The sequence below is a fragment of the Streptomyces malachitofuscus genome (genome assembly GCF_055571035.1).
The window spans coordinates 160,453-176,438 of record NZ_JBVIGA010000002.1 but is presented as its reverse complement, the minus strand read 5'-3'; the positions used below and the strand labels follow the sequence as shown (position 1 = coordinate 176,438).

Below are 15,986 nucleotides of genomic sequence, written 5' to 3'. Positions count from 1 at the left end.
CAGACCGGGGCGCCGGACGTGCCCGATCCTTGAGACATGCAAAAGGGGATGCACACCGACACCGAGCGCTGCGTGCGCGCCGTGCGGTCGAAGGACGCGCGCTTCGACGGCTGGTTCTTCACCGCCGTCCTCACCACCGGCATCTACTGCCGGCCCAGCTGTCCGGTGGTGCCGCCCAGACCGGAGAACATGGTCTTCCATCCGAGCGCCGCCGCGTGCCAGCAGGCCGGGTTCCGGGCCTGCAAACGCTGCCGCCCCGACACCAGCCCCGGCTCACCGGAATGGAACCACCGGGCCGACCTCGTGGCCCGCGCCATGCGGCTGATCGCCGACGGCGTCGTGGACCGTGAGGGCGTCCCCGGACTCGCCGCCCGCCTCGGCTACAGCACCCGGCAGGTCGAACGCCAGCTGCTCGCCGAGCTGGGCGCCGGCCCCCTGGCCCTCGCCCGCGCCCAGCGCGCACAGACCGCGCGGCTCCTCGTCGAGACGACGGAGCTGCCGATGGCGGAGATCGCCTTCGCGGCCGGCTTCTCCTCCGTCCGCACCTTCAACGACACCGTGCGCGAGGTCTTCGCGCTCTCTCCGAGCGACCTGCGCACCCGGGCACCGAGGAACGCCGCCCGCGCCACCCCGGGCGTGCTCTGCCTCCGCCTGCCGTTCCGCGCCCCGCTCAACCCCGACAACCTCTTCGGCCACCTCGCCGCCACCGCCGTACCCGGCGTGGAGGAATGGAGGGACGGCGCCTACCGACGCACGCTGCGGCTGCCGTACGGGCACGGCATCGTGGCGCTGACCCCCCGTCCGGACCACATCGCCTGCCGTCTCGGCCTCAGCGACCCCCGCGACCTCACCGTCGCCATCAGCCGCTGCCGCCGCCTGCTCGACCTGGACGCCGACCCTGTCGCCGTCGACGACCATCTGCGCACGGACCCGGTGCTCGCGCCCCTGGTCGACAAGGCACCCGGCCGCCGCGTGCCGCGCACGGTCGACGAGGCCGAGTTCGCCGTACGCGCCGTCCTCGGCCAGCAGGTGTCCACGGCCGCCGCCCGCACCCACGCGGCCCGCCTGGTCGCGGCGCACGGCACACCGGTGGACGACCCCGAGGGCGGCCTCACCCACCTCTTCCCCGCACCCGAGGCGCTGGCCGCGCTCGACCCCGGGACCCTCGCCATGCCCCGCACCCGCCGCACCACCTTCACCACCCTGGTCAGCCGCCTGGCCGAAGGCGACCTCCGCCTCGGGGCCGAGAGCGACTGGCCCGAGACCCGGGCCCGGCTCCTCGCCCTCCCGGGCTTCGGCCCCTGGACGGTGGACGTCATCGCCATGCGCGCCCTGGGCGACCCCGACGCGTTCCTCCCCACCGACCTCGGCATCCGCCGCGCCGCCCGCGACCTCGGCCTGCCCTCCACCCCGGCGGCCCTCACCGCACGCGCGGCGGCCTGGCGGCCCTGGCGGGCGTATGCGGTGCAGTACCTCTGGGCGACGGACAGCCACCCGATCAACTTCCTGCCGGTCTGAGCAGCCAAGGACACCCAGCCGATGAAGCAGCACACCGTGATCGACAGCCCTTACGGCCCGCTGACGCTCGTCGCCGACGACGGCGTCCTGTGCGGCCTCTACATGACCGACCAGCGCCACCGCCCACCGGAGGAGACCTTCGGCGCACCGGACGACACCCCCTTCGCCGGGACGGAGGAGCAGCTGGCGGCGTACTTCGCGGGCGAGCTGAAGGAGTTCACGCTCGAACTGCGCCTGCACGGCACCCCGTTCCAGCGCCGGGTCTGGGAGCAGCTGGCGCGCATCCCCTACGGCGAGACCCGCACCTACGGCCAGCTCGCCGACGCACTCGGCAACGTCAAGGCCTCCCGCGCCGTCGGTCTCGCCAACGGCCGCAACCCGATCGGCATCATCGTCCCCTGCCACCGGGTCATCGGCGCGAGCGGCGGCCTCACCGGCTACGGCGGCGGCCTGGACCGCAAGCAGCGCCTGCTCGACTTCGAGCGGGGAGCTTCCCTGTTCTAGGCGGCGATCCGGCGCAGCAGTCCGGGCAGCGCGGTGCCGATCGGTTCCCGGATCACCTCGTCCGCACGCTCGTCGTACGGGGTCGGCTCGGCGTTGACGATGATCAGACGGGCGCCGTGGTCGGCGGCCACGTCCGCGAGGCCTGCGGCGGGGTGCACCTGCAGACTGGTCCCGACGGCGACGAAGACGGTGCAGGCCTTGCTGATCGCCGCCGCCTCGCCGAGCACCACGGGATCGAGCCGCTCGCCGAACATCACCGTCGCCGGCTTGAGGACGCCGCCGCAGTCCGTACACGGCGGATCGTCCTCACCGGCCTCGACCCGGGCGAGCGCGTCCTCCATCGCGCTGCGCGTGTGGCACTCGGTGCACACCACGTGCCGTACCGTGCCGTGCAGTTCCAGCACCTTGCGGTCCGGCATTCCGGCGAGCTGGTGCAGCCCGTCCACGTTCTGGGTGATCACCCGCACCGCCACTCCGGACCGCTCCAGCTCGGTCACGGCGCGGTGTGCGGCGTTGGGCTCCGCGGCGAGCGCGAAGGTTCCCCGCCGCATCTGCCACGACCGGCGGCGGATCTCCGGGTCGCCCATGTAGTACTCGTACGTCACGAGCTTCTCGGCCTCGGGATCGCGGCGCCACAGTCCGTTCGGCCCGCGGTAGTCCGGGATGCCGGAGTCCGTGCTGACACCGGCACCGGTGAGAAGGGCGACGAGGGGCTTGCTCATGGGGCGAGGGTAGGTCGCGAAGCGTCCGCCCGGCGAACGGATTTGCGTGGTGACGACGTCGTGCGCGGGCTCAGTGCACCCGGCGCCCGTCCTCCAGCTCGGCGGTGCCCGAACCGTCCGCCAGGACGTCCAGGGCGGCCGACACCCGGCGTCGAAGCGAGCCCTGGAGGTACCCGTCCAGGTCCTCGCGCGGCACGAACCGCCACGACAGCAGCTCCGACTCCTGCAGCCGGATCGCCGCGAGGTCGCCCGCACCGAGCACGCCGCCGTCGTACAGATACGCCACCAGCGGCGGCCGGCCCTCCCCCTGCACCCAGTCCACCGCCAGCAGCCGTCCCAGCTCCCGGTCCAGCCCGATCTCCTCGGCCGTCTCGCGCCGTGCCCCCTCGCGCGGGCTCTCCCCGTCGTCCGACTCGATCGTCCCGCCGGGCAGCGCCCATCCCTCCCGGTAGTTCGGCTCGACGAGCAGCACCCGGCCCTCCTCGTCCCGGAAGAGAGCGGCGGCGCCGGCGAGGACACGGGGGAGCGAGGCGAGGTAGGCGGCGAAGTCCTGGGCGTCCTGGGTGGTGGTCATGCGGGAAGGGTAACGGCGGGGCGGGGCCTCCCACGGGGGACGGCGACCGGCTCACGGGGCGCACCACAGCACACGCCGGTCCCGTGACCGACACATGGCGGCGCACGCGCCGGGTGCACGGGACATGGCCCGTCAGGCACGGGCCGGCGGCACCACCCGGATCCCGAAGCCGTAGGAGCCGATGGCCTCGGCGATGCCCATGAACAGCAGCGCGTAGTGCTCCTGCCCCCGCGCCGTGGAGATGCCCCCGAGGTCGAGCACCGAGTCCTTGGGCCAGCCCAGGTCGGCCAGCAGCCCGAGGACCGTGTGCTTGGCGTCCGCGTCCTCGCCGGAGAGGAAGACGGTGCTCGGGCCCTCCAGGGAGTCCGGCGCGACCATCAGTTCCCGGTCGACGGTGACGAGCGTCTTGACCACGCGTGTGCCGGGGAACGTCCGCTGGATCTCCTCGCCCAGGCTCTCCCGGGGGTGCGACAGCCCGCCCTCCTCGTCGAAGCCGACCCCCACGTCGAGCAGCACCTTCCCCTCCAGCGCGGCCGCGCCGACCGCGGCGAGCGCGGAGACCGAGACGGTGCCCGGCGTCGCGTTCACCACCACGTCCGCGTCCGTGACGGCGGAGGCCGGGTCCGTGACCCCCACCCCCGCGGCCAGTGCGGCGGACAGGTCCGTCCGCGACAGCGCCTCGCCCGACCGCCGGGACCCGAGCACGACCGTGTGTCCCGCGCGCGCCCAGGCCGTGGCCAGGGTCCGGCCCACTGTTCCCGTCCCGAGAATCGTGATCTTCATGGCACCGACGGTAGGGCGCCACGCCCCGTCGCCGCCTCAGGCGGAAGGCAGGGACGCCCTACCCCGTCCGTCCTAGGACCGGCGACGGGGCCGCGCGTCAGAGCTCCGTCTGGGCCAGCCGCAGCGTCCGTTCCGCCAGCTCGCTGATCCGCACCCCGTCGAACCCGAAGACGGCGCTGCGCACCGTGTCCTGAAGCGGGTCCTTCCACTGGTCCGGGACGGCCGCGGCGCCGCACAGCACACCGGCCACCGAACCGGCCGTCGCCCCGTTCGAGTCCGTGTCCAGGCCGCCGCGCACCGTCAGGGCGATGGTGCGGGTGAAGTCGCCGTCGCCGTACAGCAGACCCGCGGTGAGCACGGCCGCGTTCGGCACCGTGTGGATCCAGCCGAGGCCCGCCGTCTCCTCGGTGAGCGTGGTGAGGGTGTCCTCCCAGGCGAGCCCCGCCTCGTGCAGGGAGGCCACCCGGCGCACGGTCCGGGCGAGACGGCTGCTCGCCGGGATCACCGTCAGCGCCTCCTCCACCGCCCGCCGCACGGTGGACGCCGTGAACGCCGCCGAGATCAGCGCCGCCGCCCACATCGCCCCGTACACGCCGTTGCCCGTGTGCGACAGCACCGCGTCCCGGCGGGCCAGCGAGGCGGCGCGGCGCGGGGCGCCGGGGGAGGTCCAGCCGTGGATGTCGGCACGGATCAGGGCGCCGATCCACTCCTGGTACGGGTTGTCGTACGTGGCCGTCAGCGGCGGCCGGAGACCGTTCGCGAGGTTCCGGTACGCCGCCCGCTCCGCCGTGAACGTCTGCAGGTACGGCAGCCGCAGCAGCCACAGGTCGCCGACCTGCTCGGTGGTGAACGCGAAACCGTGGGTCTCCAGCAGATCGAGGCCGAGGATCGCGTAGTCGATGTCGTCGTCGCGGCAGCTGCCGTGGATGCGCCCGCGCACGCAGGACCGCCACTCGGGGCGCAGCTCCAGGCTCTCGCTCTCGGTCAGCGGCTCGGGCAGGTAGTCGGTGAGGGGGAGCGCGCCCGTCCGCCGGAGGTAGCGGTCGATGCGGTCCCGCGTCCACACCTCGCCCTGCTCGACCGGCTTGCCCAGCATGTTGCCCGCGATCCGGCCCAGCCAGCCTCCGAGGATGCGGTCGGCGAGTCCTGGCTCCGTGTCCACAGCGCTCATGGCGGTCATGGGACCGGTGTACCCGGATTCCGGGCGGATCCGCGCCGTTCCACGGGCTGGGCGGGCATGGCGGCGGCGGTGCCCGCCGGTTTAGGGTCGCAGCGGCGCGACTGGCCTTGACACGTGCGCGAGGCCCGGAGAGCGAGGGGAATGCAAGTGGCGGACGCTGCAGGGAGCGGCACGGGTACCACGCGGTCGGCACAGCGGGTGCTCGTCGCCGCGGACAAGTTCAAGGGGTCGCTGACGGCCGTGGAGGTCGCCGAGCGGGTGATGGCCGGGCTGCGCCGGGTCGTACCGGGCCTGGCCGTCGAGGCGCTGCCGGTGGCCGACGGCGGTGACGGCACCGTCGCCGCGGCGGTGGCGGCCGGGTTCGAGCGGCGGAAGGTACGGGTCACCGGCCCGCTCGGCGACACGGTGACCGCGGCGTACGCGCTGCGCGAGGGCACCGCCGTGGTGGAGATGGCCGAGGCCAGCGGGCTGCAACGGCTCCCGGACGGGGTCTTCGCCCCGCTCACCGCGTCGACGTACGGCTCCGGGGAGCTGCTGCGGGCCGCGCTCGACGCGGGGGCGCGCAGCATCGTGTTCGGGGTGGGCGGCAGTGCCACCACGGACGGCGGGGCCGGGATGCTCTCGGCGCTGGGCGCGCGGTTCCTGACGGCCGAGGGGGAGCCGGTGCCGCCGGGAGGCGGGGGGCTCGCCGAGCTGGCGTCCGCCGATCTGTCCGGACTGGACCCGCGGCTGTCGTCGGTGGAGTTCGTGCTCGCCAGCGACGTCGACAACCCCCTGACCGGGCCCACGGGCGCGCCCGCGGTGTACGGGCCCCAGAAGGGCGCCTCGCCGGCGGACGTCGAGACGCTGGACGCGGCGCTCGCGCATTTCGCGAAGGTGCTGGAGGCCGCCGTCGGGCCGGAGGCCGCCGCGTACGCGGCGTCGCCGGGGGCGGGGGCCGCGGGCGGTATCGGTTACGGGGCGCTGCTGCTGGGCGCCGTGTTCCGGCCGGGCATCGAGGTCATGCTGGACGTGCTGGGGTTCGCGCCGGCGCTGGAGCGGGCGGACCTGGTGATCACCGGTGAGGGGTCGCTGGACCGGCAGACGCTGCACGGCAAGGCGCCCGCGGGGGTCGCGGCGGCGGCCCGGGCGGCGGACAAGGACGTCGTCGCCGTGTGTGGGCGGCTGGCGCTGGCGCCGGAGGTGCTGGGGCGGGCGGGGATCCGGCGGGCGTACGCGCTGACGGATGTCGAGCCGGACGTGGCGGTGTGCATCGCCGATGCGGGGCCCATCCTGGAACGCACGGCGGAACGCATCGCGCGCGACTTCCTGGTCTGACCGGACCTTCCTTCGCCCCCGCCGCCCCTTCCCGTCCCGACCCGGGGGGCTACGCCCCCCGGACCCCCTTTCGGCCCTGACGGGCCTCGTCCTCAAACGCCGGACGGGCTGGGGGTGCCCGGTCGGGCGGAGGGCCCGGACGAGCCGGGGACGCCCCGGGCGGGCTGGGGACGCCCCGGACGGGCTGGGGGTGCCACGAGCGGGCGGGTTGGGGGTGACCCGGGCGGGCGGGTGTCGCGGGTGGGTTGGGGGTGGCCCGGAGGGGCTGGGTGTGGCACCCGAGTGGGGTGATGGGTGGGCATGGGCCCCGGGGGTCCGGGGGCGGAGCCCTTGGAAACCGTCCGCATCAGCGCGGGGGCCAACAAGAACGGGCCCCGGACCAACCCAGGTCCGGGGCCCGAAGGAACGCGCCGCGTCACGGCAACTGCGCCGCCCGCGCCTCACGGCGGTTGTCGCGGAAGTTGTTCACCCGGCGAGCCGTGGCGAACAGCGGAATCACCGCGCCCATCACCAGCTGCAGCGCACATCCCGCCTGCAGCAGCAGCTGACCGCCCGGCGCGTCGAACGCCCACGCCGCGAGCAGCCCCATGCTGAGCACGATCCACGACAGCATCGCCACCGCGAGCCGGCCACGCGGCTTCGGGTACTCCACCCGGCTCACCATCAGCCAGGCCGTACCGATGATCGCCAGCAGCGTCGCCTCGAACGGCAGCTCGAGGAGCACGATCGACACGACGGTCAGCGCCCCGAACGGCGACGGCATCCCCTGGAACGTGCCGTCCTTGACCGTGACGCAGGAGAACCTCGCCAGTCTCAGCACCACCGCCAGCAGCACCACGATCGCGCCGACCGCGGCCACTCTCTGGTGCGCGTCGTTGGCGACCATGCCGTAGACGAGGACGAAGTACGCCGGCGCCAGGCCGAAGCTGATCAGGTCGGACAGGTTGTCCAGCTCCGCGCCCATCGGCGAGGAGCGCAGCTTGCGCGCCACCAGGCCGTCGAAGAGGTCGAAGACCGCCGCGCACAGCATCAGGATGACGGCGGTGGCCGCGCTGTGGCGGGCCATGCCGGTCTCCTGGCTGCCCTGGAGGTGCGGGATCAGAATGCCGGTGGTGGTGAAGTACACCGCCATGAAGCCGCACGTGGCGTTGCCCAGGGTGAGGGTGTCCGCTATCGACAGGCGGAGCGAGAGGGGCATCTCCTCGTCGTCGTCCGCCTCGTCGGCCTCCGGCACCCAGCCGGCCTGTGTCTCCGGATCAACCACGGTCAATGCGAGTCACCCCAGCCACGGTCTTCTGACCGACCTCGACGGCCACCTCCACGCCTTCCGGCAGGTAGATGTCGACGCGCGAGCCGAAGCGGATAAGACCGATGCGCTCGCCCTGCTCGACCTTGGTGCCCTGGGGCACGTACGGGACGATGCGGCGGGCCACGGCGCCGGCGATCTGGATCATCTCGATGTCGCCGAGCTCGGTGTCGAAGTGCCACACCACGCGCTCGTTGTTCTCGCTCTCCTTGTTGAAGGCGGGAACGAAGCCACCGGGGATGTGCTCGACCGACGTCACCGTGCCGGCCAGCGGGGCGCGGTTCACATGCACGTTGAGCGGGCTCATGAAGATCGCGACGCGGGTGCGTCCGTCCTTCCACGGCATGATGCTCTGCACCACACCGTCGGCGGGCGAGATGACCCTGCCCGGGGCGATCTCGCGCTCGGGGTCGCGGAAGAACCACAGCATCCCCGCCGCGAGCGCGGTGGCGGGAACGGCGACGGCCTTGGCGGCACCCGAGCGGCGGGCGCGGAGCAGACTCACGGCTGCGGTGGCGACGGTCGGCAGAAGCCACGGCGAGGCTCCGCGCGCGAGGCGTACGCCGGCGAGGCTGTCGCGAGGTGCAGAGGTTTGGCTGTGGGGCATGGATGACCTTCGTAGCGGATGATGCCGCGCAACTGCGGGGGACGGCGGCTTTCCGGCGATCGTAGCGGCTCCGGGCGGCAACTGGGTAAGCCAGGCAGCCAAGTCGACAGCCGAAGAGTGCATACGGGGTGTGATCCTCTTCTCCAAGAAAACACCCCGTATCCGGACATCTAGCCCTGGAATCGATACTCTTCGAGCAGTCGGCGACCGATGATCATCTTTTGGATCTCGGCCGTGCCTTCGCCGATCAGCAGCATCGGAGCCTCGCGGTAGAGGCGCTCGATCTCGTACTCCTTGGAGAAGCCGTAGCCGCCGTGGATCCGGAAGGCGTCCTCCACGACCTCCTTGCAGTACTCGGAGGCGAGGTACTTCGCCATCCCTGCTTCAAGGTCGTTTCGTTCCCCGGAGTCCTTTTTGCGCGCTGCGTTCACCATCATCGCATGCGCCGCCTCCACCTTGGTAGCCATCTCGGCCAGCTTGAACTGGATGGCCTGGTGCTGGGCGATCGCCTTGCCGAAAGTGTGACGCTGCTGGGCGTACTGGACGCCGAGCTCGAAGGCACGCTGAGCGACGCCGCAGCCACGCGCCGCGACGTTGACGCGGCCGACCTCGACACCGTCCATCATTTGGTAAAAACCTCGGCCGGTGACCCCGCCGAGCACCCGGTCGGCGGAAATCCGCAGGCCGTCCATGATGAGCTCGGTCGTGTCGACGCCCTTGTAGCCCATTTTGTCGATCTTGCCGGGGATGGTCAGACCGGGGCGGACCTCTCCGAAGCCCGGCTCCTTCTCCACCAGGAAGGTGGTCATCGACTTGTGCGGCGCGGTGCCCTCGGGGTGTCCTTCGTCACTCCGCACCAGAACGGCCACCAGGGACGAGGTCCCGCCGTTCGTCAGCCACATCTTCTGGCCGTTCAGGACGTACTCCTCGCCGTCCTTCACCGCCTTCGACGTGATCGCCGACACGTCGGAGCCCAGGCCCGGCTCCGACATCGAGAAGGCGCCGCGGATGTCGCCGGCCGCCATCCTCGGCAGGAAGTGGTCCTTCTGCTCCTGCGTGCCGTGCTGCTTGAGCATGTACGCGACGATGAAGTGGGTGTTGATGATGCCGGAGACCGACATCCAGCCGCGGGCGATCTCCTCCACGCACAGCGCGTAGGTGAGGAGGGACTCGCCCAGACCCCCGTACTCCTCGGGGATCATCAGGCCGAACAGCCCGAGTTCCTTCAGACCGTCGACGATCGCCTGCGGGTACTCGTCGCGGTGCTCCAGCTCGGTGGCGACCGGGATGATCTCCTTGTCCACGAAGTCGCGGACGGTGGAGAGGATTTCCTGCTGGATGTCGGTCAGACCGGCGGTCTGGGCGAGACGGGCCATGGCCTACTTCTCCTGCTGCTTCGGTTCCGGGCGGCCGGGCTGCTCGCCGCCGCGCTCCTTGATGTACGTCTCGGTCGGGACCATCACCTTGCGGCGGAACACGCAGACCAGCGTGCCGTCCTGCTTGTAGCCCCTGGTCTCCACGTGGACGATGCCGCGGTCGTTCTTCGACTTCGACGGCCACTTGTCCAGCACGGTCGTCTCGCCGTAGATCGTGTCGCCGTGGAAGGTCGGCGCCACATGCCGGAGCGACTCGATCTCCAGGTTGGCGATCGCCTTGCCGGAGACGTCCGGCACGGACATGCCGAGCAGCAGCGAGTAGACGTAGTTCCCGACGACGACGTTCTTGCCGAAGTCCGTCGTCTTCTCCGCATAGTTCGTGTCCATGTGGAGCGGGTGGTGGTTCATGGTGAGGAGGCAGAACAGGTGGTCGTCGTACTCCGTGACCGTCTTTCCCGGCCAGTGCTTGTACGTCGCCCCGACCTCGAACTCCTCGTAGGTGCGTCCGAACTGCATCGCGCTCAGGCCTCCGGGATCTCGAACTTCGACGTGCGCTGCATGCCGGCGGCGCGTCCCTTGCCCGAGATGACCAGGGCCATCTTCCGGCTGGCCTCGTCGATCATCTCGTCGCCGAGCATCGCCGAGCCCTTCTTGCCGCCCGCCTCGGACGTGTAGTAGTCGTACGCGTCCAGGATCAGCTCGGCGTGGTCGTAGTCCTCCTGCGACGGCGAGAAGATCTCGTTGGACGCCTCGACCTGACCCGGGTGCAGCACCCACTTGCCGTCGAAGCCGAGGGCGGCGGCGCGCTGCGCGACCGCGCGGTAGCCGTCCACGTTGCGGATCTGCAGGTAGGGGCCGTCGATCGCCTGAAGGTTGTTGGCGCGGGCGGCCATCAGGATCTTCATCAGGATGTAGTGGTAGGCGTCCGCCGGGTAGCCGGGCGGCTGCTCACCCACGACCAGGGACTTCATGTTGATGGACGCCATGAAGTCGGCCGGGCCGAAGATGATGGTCTCGACGCGCGGGGAGGCCTGCGCGATCTCGTTGACGTTGTTCAGGCCCTGGGCGTTCTCGATCTGCGCCTCGATGCCGATCCGGCCCACCTCGAAGCCCATCGTCTTCTCGATCTGCGTCAGCAGCAGGTCCAGCGCGACGATCTGCTGGGCGTCCTGGACCTTCGGCAGCATGATGCAGTCGAGGTTCGGGCCGGCGCCCTCGACGACCGTCACGACGTCCCGGTACGTCCACTCGGTCGTCCAGTCGTTGACGCGCACGACGCGGGTCTTGCCGGTCCAGTCGCCCTCGTTGAGGAACTTCACGATGGTGTGCCGTGCCTCGGGCTTGGCGAGCGGCGCGCAGGCGTCCTCCAGGTCGAGGAAGACCTGGTCCGCGGGGAGGCCCTGCGCCTTCTCCAGGAAGCGCGGGTTGCTTCCCGGGACCGCCAGACAGGAACGGCGGGGACGCAGACGGTTGACGGTCATGCGGGGACCTCCAGGGGGTCGAGCTTGTTCGCGTTGCGGATCTCGTCGACGATGCGGCCGATGATCCCGGTGATGTCGAAGTCCTTCGGGGTGAAGACCGCGGCCACTCCGGCCGCCCGCAGCTGTTCGGCGTCACCGTTCGGGATGATGCCACCGGCGATCACCGGTATATCTGTGGCACCGGCCACACGGAGCCGTTCGAGGACGTCCGGCACCAGCTGGGCGTGCGATCCGGACAGGATGGACAGGCCCACCGCGTGCACGTCCTCGGCGAGGGCGGCGTCCACGATCTGCTCCGGGGTGAGCCGGATGCCCTGGTAGACCACCTCGAACCCGGCGTCGCGGGCCCGCACGGCGATCTGCTCGGCGCCGTTGGAGTGCCCGTCCAGACCCGGCTTGCCGACCAGGAAGCGCAGCTTGCCCACGCCGAGGTCCTTGGCCGTCAGTTCCACCTTGCGGCGGACCGCCGACAGTGCCGAGCCCTCCTCGGCGGCCACCGCCACCGGGGCGGACGAGACACCGGTCGGCGCCCGGAACTCGCCGAACACCTCCCGCAGCGCCCCGGCCCACTCGCCGGTCGTGACGCCGGCGCGGGCGCACTCCAGGGTGGCCTCCATGAGGTTGTCGGTGCCGCGCGCCGCCTCCTTCAGCTTCTCCAGCGCCTTGCAGGGGCGCGGGTGGTTGAAGGGCGGCTGGTACCGCGTGTCGCGCCAGTTCTGCAGCGAGGCGATGACCCGGGCCTCCACCGCCGGGTCGACCGTCTGGATCGCGGTGTCCAGGTCGGCGGTCAGCGGGTTGGGCTCGGTGCCCTCGAAGGCGTTGACACCGATGATCTTCTCCTCGCCGGACTCGATCCTGGCGCGGCGTTCGGCGTGCGAGGAAACCAGCTGGGACTTGAGGTAGCCGGACTCGACGGCGGCCATCGCACCGCCCATCTCCTCGATCCGTCCCATCTCCGCGAGCGAGTCCGCGACCAGCTGCTCCACCTTCGCCTCGATCACCTTCGAACCCTCGAAGATGTCGTCGTACTCCAGCAGATCGCTCTCGTACGCCAGGACCTGCTGGATGCGCAGCGACCACTGCTGGTCCCAGGGCCGGGGCAGGCCCAGGGCCTCGTTCCAGGCCGGCAGCTGCACGGCACGCGCGCGTGCGTCCTTGGAGAGGGTGACGGCCAGCATCTCCAGCACGATCCGCTGGACGTTGTTCTCCGGCTGCGCCTCGGTCAGACCGAGCGAGTTGACCTGGACGCCGTAGCGGAAGCGGCGGTGCTTGGGGTTCTCGATGCCGTACCGCTCGCGGGTGACCTGGTCCCAGATGCGGCCGAACGCGCGCATCTTGCACATCTCCTCGATGAACCGGACACCGGCGTTCACGAAGAAGGAGATGCGGCCGACCACGTCGCCCATGCGCTCCTGCGGCACCTGGCCGCTGTCGCGCACCGCGTCGAGCACGGCGATCGCGGTGGACATCGCGTACGCGATCTCCTGCACCGGCGTGGCCCCGGCCTCCTGCAGGTGGTAGCTGCAGATGTTGATCGGGTTCCACTTCGGGATGTGCGAGACCGTGTACGCGATCATGTCCGTCGTCAGGCGGAGCGAGGGCCCCGGCGGGAAGACGTGCGTCCCGCGGGACAGGTACTCCTTGACGATGTCGTTCTGGGTCGTGCCCTGGAGCCTGGTGATGTCCGCGCCCTGCTCCTCGGCGACGACCTGGTAGAGCGCCAGCAGCCACATGGCGGTGGCGTTGATCGTCATCGAGGTGTTCATCTGCTCCAGGGGGATGTCCTGGAACAGCCGGCGCATGTCACCGAGGTGGGCCACCGGCACCCCGACCCGGCCGACCTCGCCGCGGGCGAGGATGTGGTCGGAGTCGTACCCGGTCTGGGTCGGCAGGTCGAACGCGACCGACAGACCCGTCTGGCCCTTGGCGAGGTTGCGCCGGTACAGCTCGTTCGACGCCTCCGCCGTGGAGTGACCGGCGTAGGTGCGCATGAGCCACGGCCGGTCCTTCTGACGCTCAGTCATCTGCTACCCCCGGCTTTCTCAGATGTTCCGGAAGCGGTTGATGGCGTCGATGTGCTGCGCGCGCTTGGCGTGGTCGCGCACGCCGAGGCCCTCCTCGGGCGCCATGCACAGCACGCCGACCTTGCCCTGGTGCAGGTTGCGGTGCACGTCGTAGGCCGCCTGGCCGGTGTCCTCGAGGGAGTACACCTTCGACAGGGTCGGGTGGATCTTCCCCTTGGCGATCAGCCGGTTGGCCTCCCAGGCCTCGCGGTAGTTGGCGAAGTGCGAGCCGATGATGCGCTTCAGCGACATCCACAGGTAGCGGTTGTCGTACTGGTGCATGTAGCCCGAGGTCGAGGCGCAGGTGGTGATGGTGCCGCCCTTGCGGGTGACGAACACCGAGGCGCCGAAGGTCTCGCGGCCGGGGTGCTCGAAGACGATGTCGATGTCCTCGCCGCCGGTGAGCTCACGGATGCGCTTGCCGAAGCGCTTCCACTCCTTCGGGTCCTGGGTGTTCTCGTCCTTCCAGAACGTGTAGCCCTCGGCGCTGCGGTCGATGATCGCCTCCGCGCCCATCGACCGGCAGATGTCCGCCTTCTGCTCGCTGGAGACGACGCAGACCGGGTTGGCGCCGCCGGCCAGCGCGAACTGGGTGGCGTAGGAGCCGAGTCCGCCGCTCGCGCCCCAGATGAGGACGTTGTCGCCCTGCTTCATGCCGGCGCCGTTGCGGGAGACCAGCTGGCGGTACGCGGTGGAGTTGACCAGGCCCGGGGCGGCGGCCTCCTCCCAGCTGAGGTGGTCCGGCTTGGGCATCAGCTGGTTGGACTTGACCAGGGCGATCTCGGCGAGGCCGCCGAAGTTGGTCTCGAAGCCCCAGATGCGCTGCTCGGGGTCGAGCATCGTGTCGTTGTGGCCGTCCGAGGACTCCAGCTCGACGGACAGGCAGTGCGCGACGACCTCGTCGCCGGGCTTCCAGGAGTTGACGCCGGGGCCGGTGCGCAGCACGACGCCCGCGAGGTCGGAGCCGATGATGTGGTACGGCAGGTCGTGGCGCTTGGCCAGCTCGCTGGTGCGGCCGTAGCGCTCCAGGAAGCCGAACGTCGACAGCGGCTCGAAGATCGAGGTCCACACCGAGTTGTAGTTGACCGAGGAGGCCATGACGGCCACCAGCGCCTCGCCGGGGCCGAGTTCGGGCAGCGGCACGTCGTCGAGGTGGATCGACTTGCGGGGGTCCTTGTCGCGGGTCTCGAGGCCCGCGAACATCTCCGTCTCGTCCTTGTGCACGGTGACCGCGCGGTAGGAGTCGGGGAGGGGCAGGGCGGCGAAGTCCTCCGACGTGGAGTCGGGCGACTGGATCGCGGCCAGGATGTCCTTGATGGTCACGGTGTTGCCTCCGGCGATGAGCGCCCTGAGGGAGGGGCGCTGAGGGTTACGTCGGTGTGCTGCTGAGGGTCGGGGGTGCCGTCGGTTCGGCGGTGGTGCTTCGGCAGCGCTTGGTGGGCGCGGGAGGTTGCCTGTGACGCAGGCGTCCGGACGGTGCGGGCGGTGGGCCCGCCGGGACGGTTCGCCCGGACCCCTTCAACGTATGGCACGCCGTGTCAGCCCGCAAGGCACTGAGTGTCAGAACCTGGGCTCAGGTGAAATCTTTACGCATCAGATGAGCGATGATCGATCGAATGGGCCGTGAAAGCGGTGCGAAAAGCGCCCCTGACATGGCAAAACGGCCACCCGGTGGGGTGGCCGTTGTCACAGCGGTCGGCGCGCGCCGGAGGGCCGCTCAGCGCTCCTTCAGCGCCTGCTCGATGGTCCGCATCACCTCGTCCAGCGAGGCGTCCACGTGGGCGACCGTCACCAGGACCTCGCCGTGCGTGGACGCGGAGGCGGCCGGCGGCTGCGGCGGCGCGGTGCGCCGGCCCGCCATGATGCCGCTGCCGAAGGTCTTGCGGACGATCGCGAAGGCGTGGTCCAGCTGGGCCTCCACATCGCCCTGGCCGCCGGCCCTGAGCCAGCGCCGCAGTACATGGTTGTGCGCGGTGACCACGGCGGACGCGGCGACCTCCGCCAGCAGCGGGTCGTCACCCACGTCGTCGTGCGCGTGCTCGTCGAAGTGGCCGAGCAGATACCGGGTGAACAGCCTCTCGTACCGGGCCACCGACGCGATCTCGGCCTCGCGCAGGGTGGGTACCTCGCGCGTCAGCTTGTAGCGGGCGACCGAGATCTCCGGCCGGGCCGCGTACATCTTCATGACCTCTTTGATCCCGCGGCACACGGTGTCGAGCGGGTGCTCGTGCGCGGGGGCGGCGTTGAGCACCGCCTCGGCGCGGACCAGCGTGTCGTCGTGGTCGGGGAAGATCGCCTCTTCCTTGGAGCGGAAGTGGCGGAAGAACGTGCGGCGGGCCACCCCGGCGGCGGCCGCGATCTCGTCGACGGTGGTGGCTTCGTACCCCTTGGTCGCGAACAGCTCCATCGCGGCGGCCGCAAGTTCCCGGCGCATTTTGAGCCGCTGGGCGGCGGCACGCGAGCCTGCGGCGCTCTCCGGCGGCTCGGTCGTGGCTGACGTACGTGCGGACTTGGCGGGCTGGGACATGCCCTGAACGTACTGCATGCGCGCAGCT

Annotated in this window: 15 protein-coding genes; 3 read left to right on the top strand and 12 right to left on the bottom strand. The window is 71.1% G+C overall.

Annotated features, from left to right (window positions below):
• The first annotated feature begins 36 nt into the window (after window positions 1–36).
• Complete coding sequence (locus ACZ44S_RS03295) at window positions 37–1,518, top strand: AlkA N-terminal domain-containing protein (RefSeq protein ID WP_466924035.1); 1,482 nt, start codon at window positions 37–39, stop codon at window positions 1,516–1,518.
• 21 nt (window positions 1,519–1,539) lie between these two features.
• Window positions 1,540–2,022 carry a methylated-DNA--[protein]-cysteine S-methyltransferase gene (locus ACZ44S_RS03290; RefSeq protein WP_466924032.1) on the top strand — a complete coding sequence of 161 codons (483 nt, stop codon included), beginning with the start codon at window positions 1,540–1,542 and terminating at the stop codon, window positions 2,020–2,022.
• Here the strand turns inward: ACZ44S_RS03290 and ACZ44S_RS03285 are convergent.
• From ACZ44S_RS03285 to ACZ44S_RS03270, 4 genes are all read right to left on the bottom strand, one after another.
• Window positions 2,019–2,744 carry an SIR2 family NAD-dependent protein deacylase gene (locus ACZ44S_RS03285; protein ID WP_466924029.1) on the bottom strand — a complete coding sequence of 242 codons (726 nt, stop codon included), beginning with the start codon at window positions 2,742–2,744 and terminating at the stop codon, window positions 2,019–2,021. The two genes, ACZ44S_RS03290 and ACZ44S_RS03285, sit on opposite strands and share 4 nt — an antisense overlap.
• 70 nt (window positions 2,745–2,814) lie before the next feature.
• Window positions 2,815–3,318, bottom strand: a complete 504-nt coding sequence (locus ACZ44S_RS03280) for an NUDIX domain-containing protein (RefSeq protein WP_466924026.1) — start codon at window positions 3,316–3,318, stop codon at window positions 2,815–2,817.
• Window positions 3,319–3,450: 132 nt separating this feature from the next.
• Entirely contained in the window at window positions 3,451–4,101 is a 651-nt protein-coding gene (locus ACZ44S_RS03275; RefSeq protein WP_466924024.1) for an NADPH-dependent F420 reductase, read from the bottom strand.
• Window positions 4,102–4,198: 97 nt separating this feature from the next.
• The gene (locus ACZ44S_RS03270; protein ID WP_466924021.1) at window positions 4,199–5,272 is read right to left on the bottom strand and encodes an ADP-ribosylglycohydrolase family protein; all 1,074 of its coding nucleotides are present in this window, start codon (window positions 5,270–5,272) and stop codon (window positions 4,199–4,201) included.
• A 156-nt stretch (window positions 5,273–5,428) separates the two neighbouring features.
• On the opposite strand from ACZ44S_RS03270, the gene ACZ44S_RS03265 reads away from it, so the two are divergent.
• Window positions 5,429–6,598, top strand: a complete 1,170-nt coding sequence (locus ACZ44S_RS03265; RefSeq protein WP_466924018.1) for a glycerate kinase — start codon at window positions 5,429–5,431, stop codon at window positions 6,596–6,598.
• Between the two features lie 415 nt (window positions 6,599–7,013).
• Here ACZ44S_RS03265 and pssA read toward each other — a convergent pair whose 3' ends face one another.
• The 8 genes from pssA to ACZ44S_RS03225 all read right to left on the bottom strand — a co-directional run bounded on the left by pssA (window position 7,014) and on the right by ACZ44S_RS03225 (window position 15,958).
• Window positions 7,014–7,832: a CDP-diacylglycerol--serine O-phosphatidyltransferase gene (pssA, locus tag ACZ44S_RS03260; RefSeq protein ID WP_190164094.1), complete on the bottom strand. Its 819-nt coding sequence runs from the start codon at window positions 7,830–7,832 to the stop codon at window positions 7,014–7,016.
• A gap of 22 nt (window positions 7,833–7,854) precedes the next feature.
• Complete coding sequence (locus ACZ44S_RS03255; RefSeq protein ID WP_190163828.1) at window positions 7,855–8,511, bottom strand: phosphatidylserine decarboxylase; 657 nt, start codon at window positions 8,509–8,511, stop codon at window positions 7,855–7,857.
• Between the two features lie 170 nt (window positions 8,512–8,681).
• Window positions 8,682–9,887, bottom strand: a complete 1,206-nt coding sequence (locus ACZ44S_RS03250) for an acyl-CoA dehydrogenase family protein (protein WP_466924014.1) — start codon at window positions 9,885–9,887, stop codon at window positions 8,682–8,684.
• 3 nt (window positions 9,888–9,890) lie between these two features.
• Window positions 9,891–10,403 carry a MaoC family dehydratase gene (locus ACZ44S_RS03245; protein ID WP_190163830.1) on the bottom strand — a complete coding sequence of 171 codons (513 nt, stop codon included), beginning with the start codon at window positions 10,401–10,403 and terminating at the stop codon, window positions 9,891–9,893.
• A 5-nt stretch (window positions 10,404–10,408) separates the two neighbouring features.
• A complete protein-coding gene (locus ACZ44S_RS03240) occupies window positions 10,409–11,368 on the bottom strand; it encodes an HpcH/HpaI aldolase/citrate lyase family protein (protein ID WP_466924011.1) in 960 nt (319 codons plus the stop codon).
• Window positions 11,365–13,392, bottom strand: coding sequence for a protein meaA (locus ACZ44S_RS03235; RefSeq protein WP_190163832.1), 2,028 nt, complete (start codon window positions 13,390–13,392; stop codon window positions 11,365–11,367). Before ACZ44S_RS03235 ends, ACZ44S_RS03240 begins: the two co-directional genes overlap by 4 nt.
• 18 nt (window positions 13,393–13,410) lie before the next feature.
• On the bottom strand, window positions 13,411–14,754 hold the full coding sequence (ccrA, locus tag ACZ44S_RS03230; protein ID WP_466924007.1) for a crotonyl-CoA carboxylase/reductase: 1,344 nt from the start codon (window positions 14,752–14,754) through the stop codon (window positions 13,411–13,413).
• A 394-nt stretch (window positions 14,755–15,148) separates the two neighbouring features.
• Complete coding sequence (locus ACZ44S_RS03225) at window positions 15,149–15,958, bottom strand: TetR family transcriptional regulator (RefSeq protein ID WP_466924003.1); 810 nt, start codon at window positions 15,956–15,958, stop codon at window positions 15,149–15,151.
• Window positions 15,959–15,986: the final 28 nt, after the last annotated feature.

Coding starts and splice junctions, on each gene's coding strand:
- ACZ44S_RS03295 (WP_466924035.1), top strand. CDS start 37: ATGCAAAAGGGGATGCACACCGACACCGAGCGCTGCGTGCGCGCCGTG.
- ACZ44S_RS03290 (WP_466924032.1), top strand. CDS start 1,540: ATGAAGCAGCACACCGTGATCGACAGCCCTTACGGCCCGCTGACGCTC.
- ACZ44S_RS03285 (WP_466924029.1), bottom strand. CDS start 2,744: ATGAGCAAGCCCCTCGTCGCCCTTCTCACCGGTGCCGGTGTCAGCACG.
- ACZ44S_RS03280 (WP_466924026.1), bottom strand. CDS start 3,318: ATGACCACCACCCAGGACGCCCAGGACTTCGCCGCCTACCTCGCCTCG.
- ACZ44S_RS03275 (WP_466924024.1), bottom strand. CDS start 4,101: ATGAAGATCACGATTCTCGGGACGGGAACAGTGGGCCGGACCCTGGCC.
- ACZ44S_RS03270 (WP_466924021.1), bottom strand. CDS start 5,272: ATGAGCGCTGTGGACACGGAGCCAGGACTCGCCGACCGCATCCTCGGA.
- ACZ44S_RS03255 (WP_190163828.1), bottom strand. CDS start 8,511: ATGCCCCACAGCCAAACCTCTGCACCTCGCGACAGCCTCGCCGGCGTA.
- ACZ44S_RS03250 (WP_466924014.1), bottom strand. CDS start 9,887: ATGGCCCGTCTCGCCCAGACCGCCGGTCTGACCGACATCCAGCAGGAA.
- ACZ44S_RS03245 (WP_190163830.1), bottom strand. CDS start 10,403: ATGCAGTTCGGACGCACCTACGAGGAGTTCGAGGTCGGGGCGACGTAC.
- ACZ44S_RS03240 (WP_466924011.1), bottom strand. CDS start 11,368: ATGACCGTCAACCGTCTGCGTCCCCGCCGTTCCTGTCTGGCGGTCCCG.
- ACZ44S_RS03235 (WP_190163832.1), bottom strand. CDS start 13,392: ATGACTGAGCGTCAGAAGGACCGGCCGTGGCTCATGCGCACCTACGCC.
- ACZ44S_RS03225 (WP_466924003.1), bottom strand. CDS start 15,958: ATGTCCCAGCCCGCCAAGTCCGCACGTACGTCAGCCACGACCGAGCCG.